This window comes from uncultured Paracoccus sp. (assembly GCF_947487305.1).
Classification (GTDB): domain Bacteria; phylum Pseudomonadota; class Alphaproteobacteria; order Rhodobacterales; family Rhodobacteraceae; genus Paracoccus.
Window position 1 is genome coordinate 20,778 of record NZ_CANKWH010000001.1, and the last position, 20,780, is coordinate 41,557.

General features: G+C 65.6%; 29 protein-coding genes. 11 read left to right on the top strand and 18 right to left on the bottom strand.

What is annotated here, in order from left to right; all coding sequences use genetic code 11:
• Positions 1-16: 16 nt before the first annotated feature.
• From hisA to aat, 7 genes are all read left to right on the top strand, one after another.
• The gene (gene hisA, locus Q1A36_RS00105; protein WP_299837969.1) at positions 17-733 is read left to right on the top strand and encodes a 1-(5-phosphoribosyl)-5-[(5-phosphoribosylamino)methylideneamino]imidazole-4-carboxamide isomerase; all 717 of its coding nucleotides are present in this window, start codon (positions 17-19) and stop codon (positions 731-733) included.
• Positions 734-835: 102 nt separating this feature from the next.
• Entirely contained in the window at positions 836-1,597 is a 762-nt protein-coding gene (gene hisF / locus Q1A36_RS00110) for an imidazole glycerol phosphate synthase subunit HisF (RefSeq protein WP_299837971.1), read from the top strand.
• Entirely contained in the window at positions 1,594-1,908 is a 315-nt protein-coding gene (locus tag Q1A36_RS00115; protein WP_299837974.1) for a phosphoribosyl-ATP diphosphatase, read from the top strand. The genes hisF and Q1A36_RS00115 overlap by 4 nt, the downstream gene beginning before the upstream one ends.
• Entirely contained in the window at positions 1,892-2,848 is a 957-nt protein-coding gene (locus tag Q1A36_RS00120; protein WP_299837977.1) for an ADP-ribosylglycohydrolase family protein, read from the top strand. Before Q1A36_RS00115 ends, Q1A36_RS00120 begins: the two co-directional genes overlap by 17 nt.
• Before the next feature lie 108 nt (positions 2,849-2,956).
• Positions 2,957-3,472, top strand: a complete 516-nt coding sequence (accB, locus tag Q1A36_RS00125) for an acetyl-CoA carboxylase biotin carboxyl carrier protein (RefSeq protein WP_299837980.1) — start codon at positions 2,957-2,959, stop codon at positions 3,470-3,472.
• Positions 3,473-3,479: 7 nt separating this feature from the next.
• A complete protein-coding gene (gene accC, locus Q1A36_RS00130) occupies positions 3,480-4,826 on the top strand; it encodes an acetyl-CoA carboxylase biotin carboxylase subunit (RefSeq protein WP_101751357.1) in 1,347 nt (448 codons plus the stop codon).
• 1 nt (position 4,827) lies between these two features.
• On the top strand, positions 4,828-5,457 hold the full coding sequence (gene aat, locus Q1A36_RS00135) for a leucyl/phenylalanyl-tRNA--protein transferase (protein ID WP_299837989.1): 630 nt from the start codon (positions 4,828-4,830) through the stop codon (positions 5,455-5,457).
• Here the strand turns inward: aat and Q1A36_RS00140 are convergent.
• The 7 genes from Q1A36_RS00140 to Q1A36_RS00170 form a co-directional block, all read right to left on the bottom strand.
• Positions 5,424-5,786 carry a DUF2155 domain-containing protein gene (locus tag Q1A36_RS00140; protein WP_299837992.1) on the bottom strand — a complete coding sequence of 121 codons (363 nt, stop codon included), beginning with the start codon at positions 5,784-5,786 and terminating at the stop codon, positions 5,424-5,426. The two genes, aat and Q1A36_RS00140, sit on opposite strands and share 34 nt — an antisense overlap.
• The gene (mlaD, locus tag Q1A36_RS00145) at positions 5,783-6,268 is read right to left on the bottom strand and encodes an outer membrane lipid asymmetry maintenance protein MlaD (protein ID WP_299837995.1); all 486 of its coding nucleotides are present in this window, start codon (positions 6,266-6,268) and stop codon (positions 5,783-5,785) included. Before mlaD ends, Q1A36_RS00140 begins: the two co-directional genes overlap by 4 nt.
• A gap of 1 nt (position 6,269) precedes the next feature.
• Entirely contained in the window at positions 6,270-6,653 is a 384-nt protein-coding gene (locus Q1A36_RS00150; protein ID WP_101751354.1) for an NADH:ubiquinone oxidoreductase subunit NDUFA12, read from the bottom strand.
• A 90-nt stretch (positions 6,654-6,743) separates the two neighbouring features.
• Positions 6,744-7,115, bottom strand: a complete 372-nt coding sequence (locus Q1A36_RS00155) for a RidA family protein (protein ID WP_299838000.1) — start codon at positions 7,113-7,115, stop codon at positions 6,744-6,746.
• Positions 7,116-7,322: 207 nt separating this feature from the next.
• Positions 7,323-7,673, bottom strand: coding sequence for a hypothetical protein (locus Q1A36_RS00160; RefSeq protein WP_299838002.1), 351 nt, complete (start codon positions 7,671-7,673; stop codon positions 7,323-7,325).
• Between the two features lie 291 nt (positions 7,674-7,964).
• The gene (gene clpX, locus Q1A36_RS00165; RefSeq protein WP_299838005.1) at positions 7,965-9,230 is read right to left on the bottom strand and encodes an ATP-dependent Clp protease ATP-binding subunit ClpX; all 1,266 of its coding nucleotides are present in this window, start codon (positions 9,228-9,230) and stop codon (positions 7,965-7,967) included.
• Positions 9,231-9,404: 174 nt separating this feature from the next.
• Positions 9,405-10,037 carry an ATP-dependent Clp protease proteolytic subunit gene (locus tag Q1A36_RS00170; protein WP_101751352.1) on the bottom strand — a complete coding sequence of 211 codons (633 nt, stop codon included), beginning with the start codon at positions 10,035-10,037 and terminating at the stop codon, positions 9,405-9,407.
• Positions 10,038-10,191: 154 nt separating this feature from the next.
• On the opposite strand from Q1A36_RS00170, the gene pth reads away from it, so the two are divergent.
• From pth to Q1A36_RS00190, 4 genes are read left to right on the top strand one after another with little or no spacing between them, the layout of a single operon-like run.
• Positions 10,192-10,899: an aminoacyl-tRNA hydrolase gene (gene pth / locus Q1A36_RS00175; RefSeq protein ID WP_299838010.1), complete on the top strand. Its 708-nt coding sequence runs from the start codon at positions 10,192-10,194 to the stop codon at positions 10,897-10,899.
• Complete coding sequence (locus Q1A36_RS00180) at positions 10,896-11,972, top strand: DUF2332 family protein (RefSeq protein WP_299838013.1); 1,077 nt, start codon at positions 10,896-10,898, stop codon at positions 11,970-11,972. Before pth ends, Q1A36_RS00180 begins: the two co-directional genes overlap by 4 nt.
• 39 nt (positions 11,973-12,011) lie before the next feature.
• A complete protein-coding gene (locus Q1A36_RS00185) occupies positions 12,012-12,401 on the top strand; it encodes a DUF2237 domain-containing protein (RefSeq protein ID WP_299838015.1) in 390 nt (129 codons plus the stop codon).
• Between the two features lies 1 nt (position 12,402).
• Positions 12,403-13,056: a DUF4893 domain-containing protein gene (locus Q1A36_RS00190; RefSeq protein WP_299838017.1), complete on the top strand. Its 654-nt coding sequence runs from the start codon at positions 12,403-12,405 to the stop codon at positions 13,054-13,056.
• On the opposite strand, the gene Q1A36_RS00195 is transcribed toward Q1A36_RS00190, so the two are convergent.
• From Q1A36_RS00195 to Q1A36_RS00245, 11 genes are all read right to left on the bottom strand, one after another.
• Complete coding sequence (locus Q1A36_RS00195; RefSeq protein ID WP_299838019.1) at positions 13,028-13,606, bottom strand: helix-turn-helix transcriptional regulator; 579 nt, start codon at positions 13,604-13,606, stop codon at positions 13,028-13,030. The genes Q1A36_RS00190 and Q1A36_RS00195 overlap by 29 nt on opposite strands.
• Positions 13,599-14,108 (bottom strand): hypothetical protein, encoded by a 510-nt coding sequence (locus tag Q1A36_RS00200; RefSeq protein WP_299838022.1) that lies wholly within the window; start codon positions 14,106-14,108, stop codon positions 13,599-13,601. The genes Q1A36_RS00195 and Q1A36_RS00200 overlap by 8 nt, the downstream gene beginning before the upstream one ends.
• Before the next feature lie 165 nt (positions 14,109-14,273).
• The gene (locus Q1A36_RS00205; RefSeq protein ID WP_299838026.1) at positions 14,274-14,792 is read right to left on the bottom strand and encodes a PepSY domain-containing protein; all 519 of its coding nucleotides are present in this window, start codon (positions 14,790-14,792) and stop codon (positions 14,274-14,276) included.
• 337 nt (positions 14,793-15,129) lie between these two features.
• On the bottom strand, positions 15,130-15,642 hold the full coding sequence (locus tag Q1A36_RS00210; protein ID WP_299838028.1) for a LuxR C-terminal-related transcriptional regulator: 513 nt from the start codon (positions 15,640-15,642) through the stop codon (positions 15,130-15,132).
• A 65-nt stretch (positions 15,643-15,707) separates the two neighbouring features.
• Complete coding sequence (locus tag Q1A36_RS00215) at positions 15,708-16,106, bottom strand: hypothetical protein (protein ID WP_299838031.1); 399 nt, start codon at positions 16,104-16,106, stop codon at positions 15,708-15,710.
• A 143-nt stretch (positions 16,107-16,249) separates the two neighbouring features.
• Positions 16,250-16,840, bottom strand: coding sequence for a hypothetical protein (locus tag Q1A36_RS00220; protein WP_299838034.1), 591 nt, complete (start codon positions 16,838-16,840; stop codon positions 16,250-16,252).
• A gap of 261 nt (positions 16,841-17,101) precedes the next feature.
• A complete protein-coding gene (locus Q1A36_RS00225; protein ID WP_299838037.1) occupies positions 17,102-17,818 on the bottom strand; it encodes a hypothetical protein in 717 nt (238 codons plus the stop codon).
• A gap of 123 nt (positions 17,819-17,941) precedes the next feature.
• Entirely contained in the window at positions 17,942-19,168 is a 1,227-nt protein-coding gene (gene trpB, locus Q1A36_RS00230) for a tryptophan synthase subunit beta (RefSeq protein ID WP_299838039.1), read from the bottom strand.
• A gap of 49 nt (positions 19,169-19,217) precedes the next feature.
• Positions 19,218-19,670, bottom strand: coding sequence for a GNAT family N-acetyltransferase (locus Q1A36_RS00235; RefSeq protein WP_299838042.1), 453 nt, complete (start codon positions 19,668-19,670; stop codon positions 19,218-19,220).
• Positions 19,667-20,299 carry a phosphoribosylanthranilate isomerase gene (locus Q1A36_RS00240; RefSeq protein ID WP_299838045.1) on the bottom strand — a complete coding sequence of 211 codons (633 nt, stop codon included), beginning with the start codon at positions 20,297-20,299 and terminating at the stop codon, positions 19,667-19,669. Before Q1A36_RS00240 ends, Q1A36_RS00235 begins: the two co-directional genes overlap by 4 nt.
• A complete protein-coding gene (locus Q1A36_RS00245) occupies positions 20,300-20,737 on the bottom strand; it encodes a lipopolysaccharide assembly LapA domain-containing protein (protein ID WP_299838048.1) in 438 nt (145 codons plus the stop codon). It abuts the gene before it with no gap.
• Between the last annotated feature and the right edge of the window lie 43 nt (positions 20,738-20,780).

Below are 20,780 nucleotides of genomic sequence, written 5' to 3' on the forward strand. Positions count from 1 at the left end.
GCAGCCGGAGTCCCCCATGATCCTCTATCCCGCCATCGACCTGAAGGACGGAAACTGCGTGCGCCTGTTGCGCGGCGAGATGGAGGCGGCGACCGTCTTCGGCACCGATCCTGCGGCGCAGGCACTGGCCTTTCAGGAAGCCGGGGCCGAATGGCTGCACCTCGTCGATTTGAACGGGGCCTTTGCCGGCAAGCCGGTGAACGGCGCGGCGGTCGAGGCCATTTTGAAGGCGACAAGCATCCCGGCGCAGCTGGGCGGCGGCATCCGCGACATGGCGACGATCGAGGGCTGGATTGAGAAGGGCCTCGCCCGCGTCATCCTCGGCACCGTCGCGGTCGAACAGCCCGACCTGGTGCGCGAGGCGGCGATGGCCTTCCCCGGCAAGATCGCCGTCGGCATCGATGCCCGCAATGGCCGCGTGGCCACCCGGGGCTGGGCCGAGGAAACCAATGTCATGGTCACCGATCTGGCCCGGCAGTTCCAGGACGCGGGCGTCGCCGCGATCATCTATACCGATATCGACCGTGACGGCGCCATGCAGGGCCCGAATGTCGCAGCGACCGAGGCGCTGGCCCGCGCCGTCACCATCCCGGTCATCGCCTCGGGCGGGGTTTCCTCCATGGCCGATCTGAAGGCGCTGCACGACACCCGGATCATCGCCGGCGCCATCTCGGGCCGCGCGCTTTACGACGGTGCCATCGATCTGTCCGAGGCGCTGAGGTCGCTTCGCTGATCGCGTCCTTCATCTTGGCAGAAATATCCCGGGGAGTCGCCGGGACGGCGACGGGGCAGCGCCCCCCTTCCCCGGCCAGTGAATGCGCGCTATGACCGCGCCATGCTGAAGACGCGCATCATCCCCTGTCTCGATGTCGCCGATGGCCGCGTGGTCAAGGGCGTCAATTTCGTCGATCTCGTCGATGCCGGCGACCCGGTCGAGGCCGCCCGTGCCTATGACGCCGCCGGCGCGGACGAGATCTGTTTCCTCGACATCCATGCCACCCATGAAAACCGCGGCACCATGTTCGATCTGGTGACACGCACCGCCGAGCAATGCTTCGTGCCGCTGACCGTGGGCGGCGGGGTGCGCAGTCATCAGGATGTGCGCGCGCTGCTGCTGGCCGGGGCCGACAAGGTCAGCTTCAACTCGGCCGCCGTCGCCAACCCAGATGTGGTGGCCGAGGCCGCCGACCGCTTCGGCAGCCAGTGCATCGTCGTGGCCGTCGACGCCAAGACCGTAGCACCGGGCAAATGGGAGATCTTCACCCATGGCGGGCGCAAACCCACCGGCATCGATGCGGTGGAATTCGCCCGTCTTGCCGAGGCCAAGGGCGCGGGCGAGATCCTGCTGACCAGCATGGACCGCGACGGCACCAAAGCGGGCTATAACCTGCCGCTGACGCGGGCGATTTCCGATGCCGTCGGCATCCCGGTCATCGCCTCGGGCGGGGTCGGCACGCTGGATCACCTGGTCGAGGGTGTGACCGAGGGCCATGCCAGCGCGGTGCTGGCCGCATCGATCTTCCATTTCGGCACCTTCTCCATTGCCGAGGCCAAGGCCCATATGGCCGCCGCCGGCATCCCGATGAGGCTGACATGAGCGCGCTCGACCGCCTCGCCGCAACCATCGCCGCGCGCAAGGGTGCCGACCCGGACACGAGCTGGACCGCCAAACTGCTGGCCCAAGGCCCGGAGAAATGCGCCGAGAAATTCGGCGAGGAATCGATCGAGGCGATCATCGAGGCGGTGAAGGGCGACCGCGCCCGGCTGACCTCGGAAGCGGCGGACGTGCTCTATCACCTCCTCGTCATGCTGGCGGCGCGCGATCTGACGCTGGCCGATGTCGAGGCAGAACTTGCCCGCCGCGAAGGCAAATCGGGGATCGAGGAAAGAAATGCGCGCCAGCAATGAGCCGGACGACCGCGCCGTGATCGCAGAGGATCGACTGGCCGGCATGCTGATCGGCCTCGCCATCGGCGATGCGCTTGGCACCACGTTGGAATTCTCGGCCCGCGACAGCAAGCCGCAGCTGACCGACATAATCGGCGGCGGGCCCTTCGGATTGGCCCCCGGTCAATGGACCGACGACATGTCCATGGCGCTGTGCCTTGCCGATGGCCTGATCGCCACCGCCGGAGCGGATGGCAGCTTCGATCCCGCCGACCTGATGCGGCGCTTTGCCCGCTGGTGGCAGCAGGGCGAGAACAGCGTCACCGGCCGCTGCTTCGATATCGGCATCACCACCCGCAGCGCGATCGGCCGCTTCCTTGCGGATGGCGAGCCGCTGGCCGGCAGCAGCGCCCCCGACAGCGCCGGAAACGGCGCGATCATGCGCCTTGCCCCGGTTGCGATCCGCTGGCACCACAACCCCGCCTTGGCCTGTCATGCAGCCGAGGTCCAATGTCGGACCACCCATGCGGCGGCTGAATGCCTCGATGCCGCGCATCTGATGGCCCATGTGCTGATCGCCCTCGCAGAGGGACGTGATCTTGCCGCCGCGCTGGCCGATGCACCAACCCCCTTCGGAACACAGATCGGCGAGTTTCGCAGCGGCGCGTTCACGCGAAAATCGCGCGACCAGATCCGCTCGACGGGCTATGTGGTCCATACGCTCGAGGCCGCGCTCTGGTCGGTGGATCGCGCAAATACGGCTGCCGAGGCGGTGCTTCTGGCGGCCAATCTGGGCGAGGACGCCGATACGGTCGCCGCCGTCACCGGCCAGTTTGCCGGGGCGATCTGGGGCGCGTCCGGCTTTCCCGCGCATTGGCTGGAACGGCTCGCCTGGCGCGATGAAATCGGGCAGCGCGCCGCCCGATTGAGCGCCGCCGCCCGCGCCGACCGAGAACACTAGCGGAAGCGGCCCGTTATCCCTTCCCCTTGGGTCATCGAAGCGGCTATAAGCGACTGAACCGCCGCGACCGGAAACAGGGGCGGCATGATACACACGGCAGAGGTCCGCATGAGCAACGACTCCAAAGAAAGCAAGCATCACGAGGGCGACCTGGCCTTCATCCAGTCCCTGGCCGAGCTTCTGAACGCCAGCGAGTTGAGCGAGCTTTCGGTCAAGCGGGAATATGGCGAGCATGACCGCCTGACCGTCAGCCTGTCCAAGCAGGGCAAGCAGGTGGTGGTCCAGGCCGCCGCCCCCGCCTATGCCCCCGCCGCCGCGCCGATGGCGGCCGCTGCCGCCCCGGCGGCAGGTGCTGCCCCCGTGGCCTCCAGCGATGATCCGGCCAGCCTGCCCGGCGTCGTCACCTCGCCCATGGTCGGCACCGCCTACCTGTCGGCCGAGCCGGGTGCCGCGCCCTTCGTCACCATTGGCCAGCAGGTCGCCGAGGGCGACACGCTGATGATCGTCGAGGCGATGAAGACGATGAACCACATCCCCTCGCCCCGCGCCGGCACGGTGAAGCGCATCCTCGTCGACGATGGCAACCCGGTCGAGTTCGGCGCGCCCCTGATGGTCGTCGAGTGAGGCCCTGATGTTCGACAAGATCCTGATCGCCAACCGGGGCGAGATCGCCCTGCGCGTGATCCGCGCCTGCCGCGAGATGGGCATTCAGTCCGTCGCCGTGCACTCCACCGCCGATAGCGACGCGATGCATGTGCGCATGGCCGACGAATCGGTCTGCATCGGCCCGGCGCCCTCGACCGACAGCTACCTGTCGATGCCCGCGATCATCTCGGCCTGCGAGATCACCGGGGCGCAGGCGATCCATCCGGGCTATGGCTTCCTGTCGGAGAACGCCAATTTCGTGCAGATGCTGGAAGATCACGGTATCACCTTCATCGGCCCCCGCGCCGAGCACATTCGCATCATGGGCGACAAGATCACCGCCAAGGAAACCGCCAAGGAGCTTGGCATTCCGGTGGTTCCCGGCTCGGCCGGCGGCGTCGATGACATGGAGACCGCCAAGGCCGTGGCGCAGGAGATCGGCTATCCGGTCATCATCAAGGCCACGGCGGGCGGCGGTGGTCGCGGCATGAAGGTGGCGCAGGACGAGAAGGGCCTCGAGGTCGCCTTCCGCACCGCCCGCGCCGAGGCCAAGGCGGCCTTTGGCAACCCTGATGTCTATATCGAGAAATACCTGCAGCGCCCGCGCCATATCGAGATCCAGGTCTTCGGCGATGGCCGTGGCAAGGCCGTGCATCTGGGCGAGCGCGACTGTTCGCTGCAACGGCGTCACCAGAAGGTGCTGGAAGAGGCTCCCGGCCCGGCCATCACCCCGGAAGAACGCGCCCGGATCGGCAAGATCTGTGCCGATGCCGTGGCCAAGATCCAGTATGCCGGCGCCGGCACGATCGAATTCCTTTATGAGGATGGCGAGTTCTATTTCATCGAGATGAACACGCGCCTGCAGGTGGAACATCCGGTGACGGAAGCCATCTTCGGCGTCGACCTGGTGCGCCAGCAGATCCTCGTCGCCGCCGGCGAGGAAATGGAATTTACTCAGGACGATCTTAAGATCAACGGCCATGCCATCGAGGTGCGGATCAATGCCGAGAAGGTGCCGGGCTTCACTCCCAGCCCCGGCCGGATCAGCCAGTATCACGCGCCGGGCGGTCTGGGCGTGCGGATGGACAGCGCCATCTATGACGGCTACCGCATCCCGCCCTATTACGACAGCCTGATCGGCAAGCTGATCGTCCATGGCCGCGACCGGCCCGAGGCGCTGGCCCGGCTGTCCCGCGCGCTTGGCGAGCTGATCGTGGACGGGGTGGACACCACCGTGCCGCTCTTTGACGCGCTGCTGCAAGAGCCCGACATCCTCGCCGGCAATTACTCGATCCACTGGCTGGAACGCTGGCTGGACAAGCATTACGGCTGAGGTGCTGACGCCACGGCAATTGCTGGCGGGCTATGCCCAGGGCATTTTCCCGATGGCCGCCAGCGCCGACGACCCGACGCTGCACTGGTTCGATCCGCTGCGCCGGGGCGTCCTGCCGGTGGGCGGCGTCCATGCCTCGCGTTCGCTGCTCAGGGATCTGAGGCGCGGCGGCTGGTCGGCGCATCTCGATGGCGATTTCGATGCCGTTGTGGCTGCCTGCGCTGCGCGGGACGAGACCTGGATCAACGCGCCGCTCTCCGAGCTTTACAGCCAGTTGCACCAGGCGGGCCATGCCGCCGCGCTGGAGGTGCGCCATGACGGGCGTTTCGCCGGCGGCGTCTTCGGGGTCACACTGGGGTCGGCCTTCTTCGGCGAATCCATGGTCTCGGCCCGGACCAATGGCTCGAAAATGGCGCTGATCTGGATCTCGTCACACCTGTCGCGCTGCGGCTTCACGCTGTTCGACACGCAATTCCTGACGCCGCATCTGGCGCGCATGGGCGGGACCGAGATCCCCCGCGCCAGCTATCGCCGGCAATTGGCACAGGCACTGAAGCATCAGGCCGAAATGACTGCGCGACCTCTTCTGTCAGCCGATCAGCTCTGGCAGGAGATCACCCAGACATCGTAGCGGGCATCGTCCAGCGCCGAAAGCGCGGGCGACGAAGCGATCATCCAGCCGCTGAAGATGGTGGTGTTCTCGCTGGTGTCGGTGATGCTCAGCTGCGCATAGGCATCCGAACTGGGGTCGCCCGCCGGATAGCGGCATTCCCCCAGGCGCACCTCGAGCCGGCCATAGCGCGCGGCCTCGCCCACGGCGACCATCAGGTCGGTGGTCTGGCCCGACACCTTGTCGAGCCCGCGCAACAGCGCGCCATTCCCGCGCGCGACTTCCTGCGCAGCTACGGGCAGGCTCAGGGCGGCAAGCGCGGCGGAAAGAAGGGCGAAACGGCGGATCATTGGCTGGCCTCGCTGTCGCCTTCGCCATCGCTGGCCTGGCTGTCGACGAATTTCATCATCAGCGAAATCAGGCTGACAGCGCCCTGCACATCCTCGATCTCGTCCCCGGGGGCGAGGTTGTCCATGCTGCCGCCGGGCTGAAGCTGGATATAGGCCCCGCCCAGCAACCCGTCGGACTGGATCAGCGCAGCGCTGTCGGCAGGCAGAAGCACATCCTCGGGCACGCGGATCACCGCATCGGCCATATAGGTCTGCGGGTTCAGGTTGATCTCGGTCACACGACCGACACGGACGCCGGCCAGCCGCACCTCGGTGCCGACCTCGACCCCGTCCACATCGGGAAACGAGGCCGTCAGGTCATAGCCGCCTCCGCCGCCCGGAAGCGCGTCGCGTCCGAGGGACCAGAGCAGAAACCCCAGCGCCACGGCCAGAACAGCCGCGCCGGCGATCAGCTCGGCCCGATGCTCGGCGGAAGCAGACATCTTATTCCGGCTGCCAGGCGTCGTAATCGCTGCGCTTGGCGGGATCCGTGCGATAGATCGAGCCATCGGGACGATAGGCCTCGCCCGTACCGGTCAGGTTCGGCAGATGCGGCTTTTCCCAGGGGCGGTGCGGCAGGGGCGCCTTGGTCGGCGGCTCGGCCCAGGTGTGGTGCAGCCAGCCATGCCATTCGGGATCGACCCGGCTGGCCTCGGCCTCGCCGTTATAGATCACCCAACGACGCGCGCCGGTCTTGTCCTGGTAGAAGATATTGCCCTGGCTGTCCTCGCCCACCTTCTGGCCATAGCGCCAGGTCCAGAATTGCGTGTTCCAGGTTTCGCTGTTCCACCAGGTGAAAAAGCGAAGCGCGAGGGATTTCACGGACATGGGTCGGATGCTCCAAGGAATATCCCGTTTGGTATGGCGCAATCACAGCCAAAGGTCCAGAGCCGAGCCGGTGCCTGCGACCTTCCGGGTTCACTTTGGCAGCAGCGCCGTCACCTCGATCTCGATGCGGTATTTCGGATCGATCAGCCCGCATTCGATCATCGTCGCCGCTGGCGGATTGGGACCAAAGGTCTCGGCCAGAACGGGCCAGCAGGGTTCGAAATCGGCCCGGTCGGGCAGCATGTAGGTGACGCGGATCACTTGGTCGAAACCCGATCCGGCCTCGGCCAGCGCCCGCCCGATCACGTCCAGCGCCGAGCGGCATTGATCGACCACGTTTTCAGGCACCGGATCGCCCGTGGCCACCGTGCCCGCGACATGGACCATGCCATTGGCCACCACCGCCCGGCAGTAGCCGATCTTCTGCTCGTAGACACCGCCCGAGGATATGCGTCGGATCATTGCTTTCTCCCAAACACCGCTGTGCGACCCAGTTCTTCAATGCATATGATGTGCGTAGTCGAGATATACGGGATCTTTGACGCCTTATAGAGCAGAAGCTCTCCAAGAAATCTTCGGAAGCTGGATATGAAGGCTGGCAACGCGGGACGAAGTCGCTATTGGTCTCCGCAAAAAATCTCGCACATTCCACATCGGCATTCCGGGCGTTTAAAACGCGATGCGCTTGCCAAGCTGAATCTGGACGCCACCGCTTTCGTCAATTTCGTAGGAATGAATCTCGTAGACGGCAATCAACTTACCCGACCCAAACAGCTCTTGGTTTTCGTCTTTTCCACCATGGCGGACGATAGCATGTTCACTTGACTTAAGAGCTTCTATAAATTGCTCATATTTTTTTGAGAAACCGTGCCGAGATCCCTTGAAAGGGTCCTGATAGAGCTGTTGGGAGTTTATGCGCGCGCTGTGTAAAATAGGGGCGTTAATGATATTGAGACCCCGACCCTTAGCGTAGCCGGTCCACGAAGAGCGATATGAAAAACCGGTGTTCAAATCTCTCATCTTGATTGTCACGTTTATCTGTGCTCCCTTTGCCTATTCGCTGATATTGATCGCACAAAATAGTGCATTCTGATATTTAAGTGGCTGATTAGGATTCTAGCTGACGCACATCAGTAAACAAGCTCAAGCGGTGCACGGCAACGCAGCTTTCCCGATGTCGCATAAGACATTGATGTCGCCGATGGGCCACGAGCAAACATTCCCCTCCCGGCCCCGCAACCTCCCACCCGCATCACTCACGAAAAAGGGCCGCCCTGCGGCGGCCCCCTGTATCTCGTCCGCCCCCCAGCCTCAGCCGGCGGTCGCGGTTTCCTTTTTCTGGTCGGCATGGATCAGAAGCGGCTTGGCGGCGGGGTTGTCGACCGCCTCCTCGTTCACCACCACCTCTTCCACGCTGGTCAGGCCGGGCAGTTCGAACATGGTATCCAAGAGGATGTCTTCCATGATCGAGCGCAGGCCCCGTGCGCCGGTCTTGCGCTGGATGGCGCGCTTGGCGATGGCGGTCAGCGCATCCTCGGTAAAGGTCAGCTGCACGTTCTCCAGATCGAACAGCCGCTGATACTGCTTGACCAGGGCGTTCTTGGGCTTGGTCAGGATGATGATCAGCGCCTCTTCGTCCAGATCGGTCAGCGTGGCGATGACCGGCAGGCGGCCGACGAATTCCGGGATCAGGCCGAATTTCAGCAGATCCGCGGGCTCGAGCTCCTTGAAGGTCTCGCCCACGCCGCGATCGTCGTTTTCCTTGACCGCCGCGCCGAAGCCCATGGCGCTGCCCTTGTTGCGCTGCTGGATGATCCGCTCCAGCCCGGCAAAGGCGCCGCCGCAGATGAAGAGGATATTGGTCGTGTCCACCTGCAGGAATTCCTGCTGCGGATGCTTGCGCCCGCCCTGCGGCGGCACCGAGGCGACCGTGCCCTCCATGATCTTCAGCAGAGCCTGCTGCACGCCCTCGCCCGAAACATCGCGGGTGATCGAGGGGTTGTCGGATTTGCGGGTGATCTTGTCCACTTCGTCGATATAGACGATGCCGCGCTGCGCCCGCTCGACATTGTATTCCGACGCCTGCAGCAGCTTCAGGATGATGTTTTCCACATCCTCGCCGACATAGCCGGCTTCGGTCAGTGTCGTCGCATCGGCCATGGTGAAGGGCACATCGAGGATGCGCGCCAGCGTCTGCGCCAGCAGGGTCTTGCCGCAGCCCGTCGGGCCGATCAGCAGGATGTTCGACTTCGCCAGCTCGATATCCGATTTCGAGCCGTGGTTCAGCCGCTTGTAATGGTTGTGCACCGCGACCGAGAGCACGCGCTTGGCATGTTCCTGGCCGATGACGTAATCATCCAGAACCGCGCAGATCTCGCGCGGGGTGGGCACGCCCTCGCCCGATTTCAGCCCCGAGGACTTGGTTTCCTCGCGGATGATATCCATGCACAGTTCGACACATTCGTCGCAGATGAAGACGGTCGGGCCCGCAATCAGCTTGCGCACCTCGTGCTGGCTCTTGCCGCAGAAGCTGCAATAGAGCGTGTTCTTGCTGTCTCCGCCGGACTGGTTGGCCATCGACTTTATTCCTTCCATCGCCTCGGGGCACCCCCGCCCCTTGGCCCGTGCAGGCGGATCCTGATCCGCCCGAATTGCCCCCGACCGGCCCGCAGAACGACCGGGCCGGGCCTTGCGTCTATGTTAGGGTTCGCCGCGTCGCGTCACAATCCCCAATACGTCGAGCATTCGGGCCTATTTCTTCTCGGGTTCGGCCTTGCCGCGCGGCGCCAGAACCTCGTCGATCAGGCCCCAGTCCTTCGCCTCTTCCGGCGACATGTAGCTGTCGCGGTCCAGCGCGGTCTCGACCTCTTCCAGGGTGCGGCCGGTATGCTTGACATAGATCTCGTTCAGCCGCCGCTTCAGGCTTTCGGTCTCCTTGGCCTGGATCAGCAGATCGGTCGCCGTGCCGCGGAAGCCGCCCGAGGGCTGGTGCACCATGATCCGGCTGTTCGGCAGCGAATAGCGCAACCCCTTCTCGCCCGCCGTCAGCAGAAGCGAGCCCATCGACGAGGCCTGACCCACCACCAGCGTCGAGACGCGCGGGCGGATGTATTGCATCGTGTCATAGATCGACAGGCCCGAGGTCACGACACCCCCGGGGCTGTTGATGTACATGCTGATGTCCTTCGAGGGGTTTTCCGCCTCGAGAAACAAAAGCTGCGCCGAGATCAGCGTGGCCATGCCGTCATGCACGGGACCCGCCACGAAGATGATCCGTTCCTTCAGCAGGCGCGAGAAGATGTCATAGGCCCGTTCCCCGCGCGAGGTCTGTTCGACGACCATGGGGACAAGGGTGTTCATGTAGATTTCTGCCGGATTGCTCATCTGTCTTCCTTGCCTGATTGTCCGTTCCGCACGATTCGCCCCGGGTCGAGGTCCAAAGGCATAGACGCGAAAGGTTGACAGAGTCTTAGTAACGGGCGAGGTCCGCTGCAAGGGACGGATGTGAATTGCCCCGCGACCGGGGCCGGAGGTTTGGATGAAACTGTTCGTGGGGCTGGGCAATCCCGGCGCGAAATATGCCGCGAACCGCCACAATATCGGCTTCATGGCGCTGGACCGGATCGCCGGGGATCACGGCTTCGGCCCGTGGAAGCCGCGCTTCCAGGGGCTGTTCTCTGAAGGCCGGCTGGGGTCCGAGCGGGTGGCGCTGTTGAAGCCGCAGACCTTCATGAATCTCTCGGGGCAATCCGTGGGCGAGGCGATGCGCTATCTGAAGCTGGAGCCGGCGGATGTGGTGGTCTTCCATGACGAGCTGGACCTTGCGCCGGGCAAATGCCGGGTGAAGCAGGGCGGCGGCCATGCCGGGCATAACGGGCTGCGCTCGATCCACCAGCATCTCGGCGCCGACTATGGCCGGGTGCGGCTGGGGATCGGCCATCCGGGGCACAAGGACCGCGTGGCAGGCTACGTGCTGTCGGATTTCGCCAAGGCCGAGCAGGACGGGCTCGATGACCTGCTGCGCGGCATCTCGGACGGTGCGGCCGATCTGGCGGCGGGCGATGGCGGGCGGTTCCAGAATGCCGTGGCGCGACGCGTGGCACCCTCGCGGAATGACGAGGCGGCGGCGAAGCCTGCGGCGGAGGGGAAGACCCCTGCCCCGCCAAAGCCTGCCGAACCCGAGGCTCCCGAGGCGCCGCAGAGCTTCGGCGACAGGCTGAAATCGCTGGCCGATCGCTTCCGGTGACGGTCCGCAGCGCCTTTGCCGATCAGGCGGTCTCCTGCCGCACGCTCGGATCGGAACTGACGGCGCGGGTGGTCGAGCGGCTTGGCACGGCGCTGCAGGTTTCTCAGGGGCCGGTGGCGGCGCGGGTGCTGGGCTGGCCGGGCGATGCCTCGTCGCGCGGGGCTTCGGTGCCCTTGCGGCTGGCCGGGGCGCTGCATCACCTGGTCCTCTCGGGTCGCACACCGGCGCTCGCCGCCGCCTATGCGGTGGGCGATCCGCCGGTCGAGACCATGCTGGCCGCCATAGCCGCGCATGAGGCGCTGGTGCTGGACTGGCTCGACAGCCCGCCTCAGACGAACGAGGTCGGGCGCTCGGCCGTCCTGATCGCGGCGGCGCGGTTTCTGACCGGGTTGCATCCCCTGCCCTTCGAACTCTTGGAACTGGGGGCTTCGGCGGGGCTGAACCTGAATTTCGCGCGCTATCGGCTGGCGCCGGACCGGGGCGCTGCCCGTCGCCGATTGGTTCTCGAACCAGTGGCGCACCAATCGGCAACCCCCGAGATATTTCTGCCAGGTGAAGTTGTGCTTTCGCCTCGGTGGACCGGAGAGTTCCCCGAGACAGAGTTTGTGGTTGCTGCCGCCGAAGGTGTCGACCTGCGGCCCGTCGATCCGGTGACGGGCGCCGAGCGTCTCCTGGCCTATTGCTGGGCCGATCAACCGGAACGGCTGGCCCGGCTGCGGGCGGCGCTGGCGGTTGCCAAGGTGCATCCGGTGCCGGTCCATGAGGGCGATGCCGCCGGCTGGCTGCAGGCGCGGCTGGTAGACCCCGCGCCCGGGCGGCTGCGCTTGGTCTATCACACCGTCGCCTGGCAATATTTCCCGCCCGAGACGCAGGCGGCTTGCGAAGCCAGCCTGCAGGCGGCGGGGGCGCGGGCATCCGTGAATGCACCCCTGGCCCATCTGTCGATGGAGGCGGATGGCGGGCGCGGCGCGGCGCTGCAATTGCGGCTCTGGGACGGGGCGTTTCATGGCTGGTCGCTGGCGCGCGCGGATTTCCATGGCCGTTGGGTCGACTGGCAGCCTCGGCCACATTGATCCCTTGGCGGCAGGGCGGTGGCGGGGTAGCCTCGCAGCATGAAACACCCATCCGTCAACGTGCTGGGCGGCGAGTTGCACCCCTGTTCCAGCGATCCGCTGACCGGCTTCTACCGGGACAGCTGCTGCAATACCGGCCCCGAGGATGCGGGCAGCCACACGGTCTGCGTCGTGGTCACTGCCGAATTCCTCGCGCTGTCGAAATACTTGGGCAACGACCTGTCGACACCCCGGCCCGAATACCGTTTCGCCGGGCTGAAGCCGGGCGACCGCTGGTGCCTCTGCGCCGCACGCTTCCTGCAGGCGGCCGAGGAGTTCGCCGCCCCCAAGGTGGTGCTCGAGGCGACCCATGCACGGGCAGTTGATATCGTGCCGCTGGAACTGCTGAAGGCCCATGCGGTTGAACCGGGACCCCACCCGGAGGACTGACATGCCCCGCCTGACCGCCCTCGCCCTGCTGGCCGCGCTGGCTGCACCCGCCCATGCCCAATCCTCGGGCGATGCCAACCCCGAGGCCGCTGTCGCCGAGGACCAGACGCAGCGGCAACTGCCCGATGGCTCGACCCTGCGCGCCGATGACCTGCGCCGGCTCAACGGCGCCGATCGCGCCTATGGCGCGGCGCTGCGGCAGGCGATGGCCGATGCCGCGCCCGGCGATCTGGACCGGCTGCTGCCCGCCCTGCGCGGCGCGCCAATGCCGGCGGCCGAGGCGCTGGCAGCGATGCCGGGGGACTGGTCCTGCCAGATGATGAAGGTGGGCGGCGGCCTGGCCCTGACCATCTACCAGCCCTTCGCCTGCCGCGCCGACGATCAGGGCGGGTTCCAGAAACTGACCGGCTCGCAGCGGACCAAGGGCAAGCTGTTCGAGCGGGAGGGCCGGCTGATCTATGTCGGCACCGGCTATACCTGGGACCGCGAGCCGATCCCCTATGCCGATCTGCCCGAGGTGGTGGACGGCAGCAGTGATGTGCAGATGCTGCCCGAGGTTGGCGTGGTGGAACTCACCGGCGCGGACCGCGGGCGGATCCTCTTTCCCGACCCCTACCTGGAATCGGTCATGAATGTTCTGGTGCTGCGGCGCTGATCGCGGCCCGATCCGGCGCTGAAACGGCGGCGGGCATCAGGTCGGGGTCGAACATGTCCTCGATGAAGAGGCTCAGCAGCTGGTGGCGGTTGGCGACCCCGGCCTTGCGGTAGACCGCCACCGCCTGCGCCTTGATCGTGCCCTCCGAGGTGCCGCGCAGCCCGGCGATCTCGGCCACCGACAGGCCCTTGATCGAGAACAGCGCCACCTCGCGCTCGGCCGGTGACAGGCCCCAGTCGGCAAAGCGCTCCAGCGCCAGATCGGCGAAGGCGGTACGCGCCCGGCGCAGCTTTTCCTCGGCCCGCTGGCGCTGGCGCAGGGATTGAACCAGCATGTGCCCGCCAAGCGCGATGCCGGCGATCAGCCCCAGCGCCGCGCCAATATCAAGATATTCCAGGTATTCCCAGGCCAGCGGCTCGTAATAGATGCCCAGCACCGACAGCACCATGTCGCGGACCAGGTAGATCGCGCAGAGCGATTGCAACGCCAGGATCGCGATCAGGGGGGCGTGCTTCAGCAGGTGGCCCGATGAGGAGACCCGGTCAGTCATCGTCCCCATCGTCGCTGTCACTGTCGCTGTCACTGTCGCTGTCGCTGTCGCCACCGCCGCCGGAACCGGAACGGTCGTCGTCATCGCCGCCACCGCTGCCCGAGCCGGAACGGTCGTCATCCTCGCCGTCGTCACCGCCGCTGCCGGACCCGGAACTGTCGTCGCCGTCATCCTTGTCGTCGTCCTTGCCGTCGTCGTCCTCGCCGTCGTCATCTCCGCGGTCGCCGACCCGGGCGATGCTGACACCGTGGTCGCCGCCGTTATCCTCGCGCACCAGATCGCGCAGCAGCGCCCCGTTGCGCGGGTCGATGACGATCTCACGCTCATGCCCGTTGCCGCGCGCGGTGACGACGACCTTGCCCAGAAGGGTGCGCCGCACCTCGATCTGGCGATAGCCCTGTGCCCGCAGCTGCTGGCTCACCTGCGCCGCGACATCCGGCGGTGCCGCCACCAGCTGCGCCGGCGGAAGCGCCAGCGCCACGGCCAGAGACAGAGCCTTCATGCCGGTCAAAATGGTCTTGTGCCGCCTCACGCTCGGTATCCTCGTCTGGTGAAGGATCGGGGCGGCAGGCGCCGCCCCTCTCCATTCTCTGCTCTGACAGGTTCTGCCGCAAGTCTCGATCCGGAACGGCAGGCCTGTTGCCGCCGGATCATCGCTCTGCCGCGCTCAGTCCCGGTCGTCATCCCGGTCGTCATCCCGGTCGTTGCGGTCATCATCGCGGTCATCGCGGTCGTCATGATCGCCCCGGTCGTCGTCGCGATCATCGCGGTCATCGTCCCGGTCGTCATGGTCGTCGCGATCATCCCGGTCGTCATCGCGATCATCGCGGTCGTCATCGCGGTCATCGTCACGATCATCCCGATCATCGCGATCATCCCGGTCATCGCGATCATCGTACCAGTCGTCGCGGTCATCCGCCGCCTTGCCGCCCGGCACGCGCTCGCGTTCCTGCTTCACCACCGCGCCGGTGGCCGGGTCATAGGTCACTTCCAGCTTTTCCTCGCCGCGCCAGCCCTCGATCTCCAGCCGGCCATCGTCGCGCTTCACCTCGATATTGGTGAATCCCTGATCGGTCAGCGACCGGACAGCGTTGTCGGTGTTCATGGTCTGGGCCGAGGCCGCCGTCACGCCACCGACCAGTCCGGCGGTCAGCAGTGCGGTGGTAAGGGTCAAAATCCTGCGCATCGTCTCGCTCCTTCTTTTTCGCGGGCCGGGTCATCCCGGCATGGGCAAGACTAGGCAGGCTGTCGCGGACCCCGCTATTGGTCGACGGTCGGAAATTCGGCCAATAAACTTAAGATTAGTGTTCGGTTCCGGCCTTTGCGGGAGCGGATTCCGGGTGAACCCTGGGGGTTTGGCCGTTCATTGCCCACAGATGAACTGGCAAGGTGCGGGGTCATCGACTGTCTTCGGCCTTCGCCGGGCGTTGCGGCGCTGCCGTGAAGAATCACACCCAGGGCGCGTCGGTCCAGTCCGAGGACAAGACCGCATCCCCAAATTCCGGGATCGGACGGCAGGTATCTCAGGCGACGCTGCGGGAGGGGTTTCCCGCAGCCTCGGAGGCAGGCTTGCCCAGGCTAAGCGGGTCGTCGTCGCGCATCAACTCTTCGATGAAAAGGCTCAACAGCTGCGTCCGGCCACTGACGCCGGCCTTGCGATAGATCGCGTTGGTCTGCGCCTTCACCGTTCCGTCCGAAGTCTCGCGCAGGGTCGCGATCTCGGCCGTGGACATGCCCTTGATCGCGAACATCGCCACATCGCGTTCGGCCGGGGTCAGCCGCCATTCGGCAAAGCGCTGGTTCAGGATCTCGGCAAACGCGCCCGAAGCCCGGCGCAGCCGTTCCTCGACCGCGTTGCGTTCGGCCACGGCCATGCGCAGCGCCCAGGCCCCCAGCGCGATCCCGATCACCAGACCAAGAGCGGCCCCCAGTTCCAGCATCTCGCGGGACCGCCAGCTGAGCGGTCTGGTTTCCAGCCCGATCACCGAGGACAGGATATCCGCGATGAAAACAGCGGCGCAGAGAACCTGGAACAACAAAAGCAGTGTCAGGCCCAACCGCTTTCTGGTCAGGAACCTGCGCAAGCCGGACGTTCTCGACCTCATTTGGGCTCCGTCAGATCGATTCCATCTTCGATCGATGCCTCGAGGTCGCGTGTCATCCCGATCGCACCAGTCTCGTCTTCCTGCCCGACCGCCTCGACATCACTGCCATCCCTGAGGCGGTGGGTCTCCTCGCCCCCCGTTTCATCATCATGGTCGTCCGAGGCCAGCTGGCTGAAATTGCTGCGCAGGTCGCGCAGGATCTCGCCGGTCTTCGGATTGATGACGATCTCGCGGTGCATGTCGCCGCGTTCCGCCGTGAAGCGCAGCCGGCCCAGCCATGTGCGCGAGGCCTCGATCTCGTCATATCCCTGATCGCGCAGTTGCGAAACGACCTGGCTGCTCAGGCGGTTGTCGCCGGCCTGTGCCAGCGCCGGCGTCGCCACCATTGTCGCCATCAAGGAAGCCAAGACGCAGAACCAACGTTTCATGTTACCTCCGGTCCCAACGGAAGAACCGGGGCAAGTTCGTGCCCCGGCGTTGAAATTTTCCCGAGTCTGTTGATCGGGAAAGACAGCGTCAATCTGCCTTTTCAGCACAGTTAGTGGCTGAGATCTTCCGTCTTGAGACGGAGGAACGCGGCCGGCAGGTCATCATTGGAGACCGAGCCAGACTGATACCCTGCCTGCTCATCCGCCCCGACCTCGCGTCTCAGCCATTCCTTGGGGATATCGCCGGAATCGTCCATTTGCATGACGCTGTCGTCCGTCGGCTCAACGAATCCGTCGGAGGTGTCGATGAACCCGTCCGCGGGATCTGCGGTTTCGTCCATCGTCTCGACGAAACCGTCGGTGGTATCAACGAAGCCGTCCGCAGGATCGCCCAGTTCGGGATCGATCCCGTCATCGTCGCCATCGACCTCGACCGCGATCGTTCCGTCTCCGTCTTCCTCGATCACGCCGCCCTCGATGACGTCCACATCGATCTCGGTCACATCGGAGGGTTCATTCTCGTCGGGAATTTCCGGAACAATCTCGTCCTCGCCCGCCGCAGCCAGCCAGATCTGCCCCGGCCCGGAAGCATCCGTCGGCATAACCAAATTGCGCGGCATCGGCGTCGCATAGCCGGCCCCTGCGATCAGCACAGAGGCCGCGACACCCGCAAGCAGCCTTTGCTTCTTCTTTCCGATCATTCTGTCTCTCCGAGAATATGGGCTTCGCCACCCTGGCGATCGCCGTGAGAGCAACTGGCCACCGCGACGGGAGACAGTCCATCCGAGGCGGGTTTAGGGATGCTGGCCAAGCGTTTATGCGGCGGCCCTAAACGGAAGTTTAGGCCTGTGCGCGGCGCGAAATCCCGGCAAATGCTGGGCTTGACCAAGTGCCAAGGAAAACGGCCGGGGCGAGAGGTTCGCCCCGGCCGTTCCGGTTCAATGGATCAGGTCAGGCCGAAATCAGCCGTTGGTGCCATCGCTGTCCGAGCCGCCGGTGCCGTCCGAACCGCCGTCCGAGCCCGAATCCGAACCGGAATCGGCGCCCGAGTCAGCGCCCGAGTCGGTGCCAGAATCGGTGGCGTCATCGGTGCCCGAATCCGTGCCGGTGTCGGTGCTAGCATCGGTACCGGTGTCGGCATCGGGTGCATCGGTCGCGCCATCGTCAGTCGCACCATCGGTCGCACCCTCATCGGTCGCGCCGTCGGTGGCGCCATCGGTGGCCTCGTCCGTCGCACCTTCCTCAGTCGCCTCTTCGGCGGGTTCGGTCGGGGCTTCCTCGGTCGCGGTGGGCTGCTCGGCATCGGGCGACGGGTCCAGCGTGCGCTCTTCCTCGGTCAGGACGCGCTCGCCATTCACCTCGATCAGGCGACCCTCGACCAGGTTGTAGACCAGCTTGATGTCATCGCCGTCGCGGGTGGCGGTGACGGTCATCAGCGAGCCGTCGCGCAGGATGTAGATGTCGCTGAAGCCCTGGGCGATCAGCGTCTCGGCGATGGCCTCGTCATTGGCGTCCTGGTTGAACACCGGATAGTCCGACTCGACCACGGTGGCGATCGGCGACACACCGTCGGATTCGACCGCGGCACCGGGGACGACCACGGTCTGACCATCGGGGGTCTCGACCTCGGTCGCGGTCTGCGCCAATGCGCTGGTGCTCATCGCGGCCGTCAGAATCATGGCCAATTTCATGTGCTTCGTCAGCATTCTTCATGCCTCCAGTAAGGTTGCTGGCAAGAGAACGCCCCGGATCAGCGGGGGTTCGGCCTCCTCACGGAAACGTCAGAATGGTTAACCGGCCGCTCAGGTCTTGATGTCGACGCCGAGGTGCTTGGCGACGGTGAAGATGTCCTTGTCGCCGCGCCCGCACATGTTCATCACGATCAGATGGTCCTTGGGCAGATCGGGGGCGATCTTCGCCACATGGGCCAGCGCATGGCTGGGCTCCAGCGCCGGGATGATGCCCTCGGTCGCGCAGCAAAGCTGGAAGGCCGCCAGCGCCTCGTCATCGGTGATCGAGACATAATCGGCGCGCATCTGGTCCTTCAGCCAGGCATGTTCCGGCCCGATGCCGGGATAGTCCAGACCGGCGCTGATCGAATGGCCCTCGAGGATCTGGCCCTCGCTGTCCTGCAGCAGATAGGTGCGGTTGCCATGCAGCACGCCGGCGCGCCCGCCGGTCAGGCTGGCGCAATGCTGCATCCGGTCATCGACGCCCTTGCCGCCGGCCTCGACGCCGATGATCCGGACGGATTTGTCGTCGAGGAAGGGATAGAACAGCCCCATCGCATTCGAGCCGCCGCCGATGGCCGCGACCAGCGTGTCGGGCAGACGACCCTCACGCGACAGGATCTGTTCCTTGGTCTCCTTGCCGATGATCGACTGGAAGTCGCGCACCATGGCCGGATAGGGATGCGGACCGGCGACGGTGCCGATGCAGTAGAAGGTGTCGCGCACATTGGTGACCCAATCGCGCAGCGCATCGTTCATCGCGTCCTTCAGCGTGCCACGGCCCGACGTGACCGGCACCACCTCGGCCCCCAGAAGCCGCATCCGGAACACGTTCGGCGCCTGCCGCTCGACATCATGCGCGCCCATGTAGACGACGCATTTCAGCCCGAAGCGGGCGCAGACCGTGGCGGTTGCCACGCCATGCTGCCCTGCCCCGGTTTCGGCGATGATCCGGGTCTTGCCCATGCGCATCGCCAGCAGAATCTGGCCCAGCACGTTGTTGATCTTGTGCGCGCCGGTATGGTTCAGCTCGTCGCGCTTCATGTAGATCTTGGCGCCGCCCAGATGATCCGACAGGCGTTCGGCATGATAGAGCGGCGAGGGCCGGCCGACGTAATGGGTCCAGAGATCGTCCATCTGCGCCCAGAAGCTCGCATCGGTCTTGGCGCGCTCGTATTCGGCCTCGAGGTCAAGGATCAGCGGCATCAGCGTCTCGCTGACGAAGCGGCCGCCATAGATGCCAAAGCGCCCCTGCTCGTCCGGGCCGTTCTTGAAGCTGTTCACGAGATCATCGGCCATGGCGCTGCCTTTTCGGTGCTGGACTTGGATATCTGGGCGAGAAAGAAACCTAGAGGGACTTCTTATAGCCGATATGGGACGGGGTGAAGCCCATGCGGTCATAGAAGCGGTGTGCGTCGGTGCGCGCCTTGTTGGTGGTGAACTGGATCAGGCTGCAGCCGGCGGCGCGGGCGCGGTTCTCGGCATCCTGCATCATCGCCTCGCCGATCCCCTGCCCGCGATGGCTGGCGGCGACGCGCACGCCCTCCAGAAGGGCGCGACGGGCAGCGGTCAGCGACAGGCCGGTGATGAAGGTCAGCTGATAGCAGGCCATCACCTCGCCCGCGTCATCGCCGACGATGATCTGGTTGCCGCCCTCGGCCCGCATGGCGTCGAAGGCGGTCAGGTAGGGGCTCATATCGGCACTTTCGCGGGACTTGCCCAGCATGTCATCGGAAAGCATGGCAACGATGGCGGGCACGTCTTCGCGCCGGGCCTCGCGCCAGATCACCGGCCGGCTCACGAGGCGGCCGCGATGAAATCGCGGATCAGGTCGCTGTCCTTCTGCCCCGGCGCGGTTTCGACGCCCGAGGAGACATCGACCCCGGCTGCGCCGGTGAGGCGGATCGCCTCGGCCACATTCTCAGGCGTCAGCCCGCCCGCCAGCAGCCAGGGCTTCAGCCATTTGCGCCCGGTCAGAAGCCGCCAGTCAAAGGCCAGACCATTGCCGCCGGGCAGCACCGCGTCCTTGGGCGCCTTGGCATCGACCAGAAGCATGTCGGCAACGAGGCCGTAATCCCAGAGCGCTTCCAAGTCCTCGGGCCCGGCCACGCCGAGGGCCTTCATCACCGGCAGCCCGGTCAACGCCTTGATCTCGGCCACCCGGGCGGGGCTTTCCTTGCCGTGCAGCTGGATCATGTAGAGCGGCGCGACCGCCAGCGTCCCGGTCAGCAGCGCATCATCGGGATCGACGAACAGCCCGACGCGGGCGATGCCGGCGGGGATGTCCTGCATCAGCCGGGCGGCCTCGTCAGGACTGACGGCGCGCGGGGATTTCGGGAAGAAGACAAAACCCAGATAGCGCGCCCCCGCCTCGACCGCCGCCGCGACATGTTCGGGCTGGCTGAGGCCGCAGATCTTGACCTGGGCCATTCAACGTCCGCCGGGGCTCGGCAGCGTGGTTCCCGGCGCAGGCGAGGGCGAGGCGATGGGGCGCGGCGGGTTGCCGGTGCTCGTCGCGGCGCGCGGGCCGTCGACGATGGCCAGAACCTCGTCGCGCGGGCCGGCATGGCGATCACGCAGATTGCCGACCTCGCGTTCCAGCTGGGCGACCTGGCTGGCGCGCTGGCGCGATTCGCGGCGGATATGCGCCTCGCGCAGCCATTCCCAGATCAGCCCGATCACCACGCCGAAGAGGATCGCCAGAAAGATCACCAGGAACAGCGGCAGGCTGATCGACCATGTGCCGCCCAGGTATTGGCCGAAATTCGCCGGGAAGGCGGTCAGCGTCACCATCTCGCGGTTGGCGAGCGCGATGGCGATCAGAACGATGGCCAGCACGGCGACGAAAAGCAGGCGGATAAAGCGCATCTGGTATCCCTTCTTCCGGCCCGGAAGGTCCGGGCGCGCGCGG

Excerpts from the sequence above, each read along its gene's own strand:
- hisA (WP_299837969.1), top strand. The coding sequence starts at position 17 with ATGATCCTCTATCCCGCCATCGACCTGAAGGACGGAAACTGCGTGCGC.
- hisF (WP_299837971.1), top strand. The coding sequence starts at position 836 with ATGCTGAAGACGCGCATCATCCCCTGTCTCGATGTCGCCGATGGCCGC.
- Q1A36_RS00115 (WP_299837974.1), top strand. The coding sequence starts at position 1,594 with ATGAGCGCGCTCGACCGCCTCGCCGCAACCATCGCCGCGCGCAAGGGT.
- Q1A36_RS00120 (WP_299837977.1), top strand. The coding sequence starts at position 1,892 with ATGCGCGCCAGCAATGAGCCGGACGACCGCGCCGTGATCGCAGAGGAT.
- accB (WP_299837980.1), top strand. The coding sequence starts at position 2,957 with ATGAGCAACGACTCCAAAGAAAGCAAGCATCACGAGGGCGACCTGGCC.
- accC (WP_101751357.1), top strand. The coding sequence starts at position 3,480 with ATGTTCGACAAGATCCTGATCGCCAACCGGGGCGAGATCGCCCTGCGC.
- Q1A36_RS00140 (WP_299837992.1), bottom strand. The coding sequence starts at position 5,786 with ATGATCCGCCGTTTCGCCCTTCTTTCCGCCGCGCTTGCCGCCCTGAGC.
- mlaD (WP_299837995.1), bottom strand. The coding sequence starts at position 6,268 with ATGTCTGCTTCCGCCGAGCATCGGGCCGAGCTGATCGCCGGCGCGGCT.
- Q1A36_RS00150 (WP_101751354.1), bottom strand. The coding sequence starts at position 6,653 with ATGTCCGTGAAATCCCTCGCGCTTCGCTTTTTCACCTGGTGGAACAGC.
- Q1A36_RS00155 (WP_299838000.1), bottom strand. The coding sequence starts at position 7,115 with ATGATCCGACGCATATCCTCGGGCGGTGTCTACGAGCAGAAGATCGGC.
- Q1A36_RS00160 (WP_299838002.1), bottom strand. The coding sequence starts at position 7,673 with ATGAGAGATTTGAACACCGGTTTTTCATATCGCTCTTCGTGGACCGGC.
- clpX (WP_299838005.1), bottom strand. The coding sequence starts at position 9,230 with ATGGCCAACCAGTCCGGCGGAGACAGCAAGAACACGCTCTATTGCAGC.
- Q1A36_RS00170 (WP_101751352.1), bottom strand. The coding sequence starts at position 10,037 with ATGAGCAATCCGGCAGAAATCTACATGAACACCCTTGTCCCCATGGTC.
- pth (WP_299838010.1), top strand. The coding sequence starts at position 10,192 with ATGAAACTGTTCGTGGGGCTGGGCAATCCCGGCGCGAAATATGCCGCG.
- Q1A36_RS00185 (WP_299838015.1), top strand. The coding sequence starts at position 12,012 with ATGAAACACCCATCCGTCAACGTGCTGGGCGGCGAGTTGCACCCCTGT.
- Q1A36_RS00190 (WP_299838017.1), top strand. The coding sequence starts at position 12,403 with ATGCCCCGCCTGACCGCCCTCGCCCTGCTGGCCGCGCTGGCTGCACCC.
- Q1A36_RS00195 (WP_299838019.1), bottom strand. The coding sequence starts at position 13,606 with ATGACTGACCGGGTCTCCTCATCGGGCCACCTGCTGAAGCACGCCCCC.
- Q1A36_RS00200 (WP_299838022.1), bottom strand. The coding sequence starts at position 14,108 with ATGAAGGCTCTGTCTCTGGCCGTGGCGCTGGCGCTTCCGCCGGCGCAG.
- Q1A36_RS00205 (WP_299838026.1), bottom strand. The coding sequence starts at position 14,792 with ATGCGCAGGATTTTGACCCTTACCACCGCACTGCTGACCGCCGGACTG.
- Q1A36_RS00215 (WP_299838031.1), bottom strand. The coding sequence starts at position 16,106 with ATGGCGACAATGGTGGCGACGCCGGCGCTGGCACAGGCCGGCGACAAC.
- Q1A36_RS00220 (WP_299838034.1), bottom strand. The coding sequence starts at position 16,840 with ATGATCGGAAAGAAGAAGCAAAGGCTGCTTGCGGGTGTCGCGGCCTCT.
- Q1A36_RS00225 (WP_299838037.1), bottom strand. The coding sequence starts at position 17,818 with ATGATTCTGACGGCCGCGATGAGCACCAGCGCATTGGCGCAGACCGCG.
- trpB (WP_299838039.1), bottom strand. The coding sequence starts at position 19,168 with ATGGCCGATGATCTCGTGAACAGCTTCAAGAACGGCCCGGACGAGCAG.
- Q1A36_RS00240 (WP_299838045.1), bottom strand. The coding sequence starts at position 20,299 with ATGGCCCAGGTCAAGATCTGCGGCCTCAGCCAGCCCGAACATGTCGCG.
- Q1A36_RS00245 (WP_299838048.1), bottom strand. The coding sequence starts at position 20,737 with ATGCGCTTTATCCGCCTGCTTTTCGTCGCCGTGCTGGCCATCGTTCTG.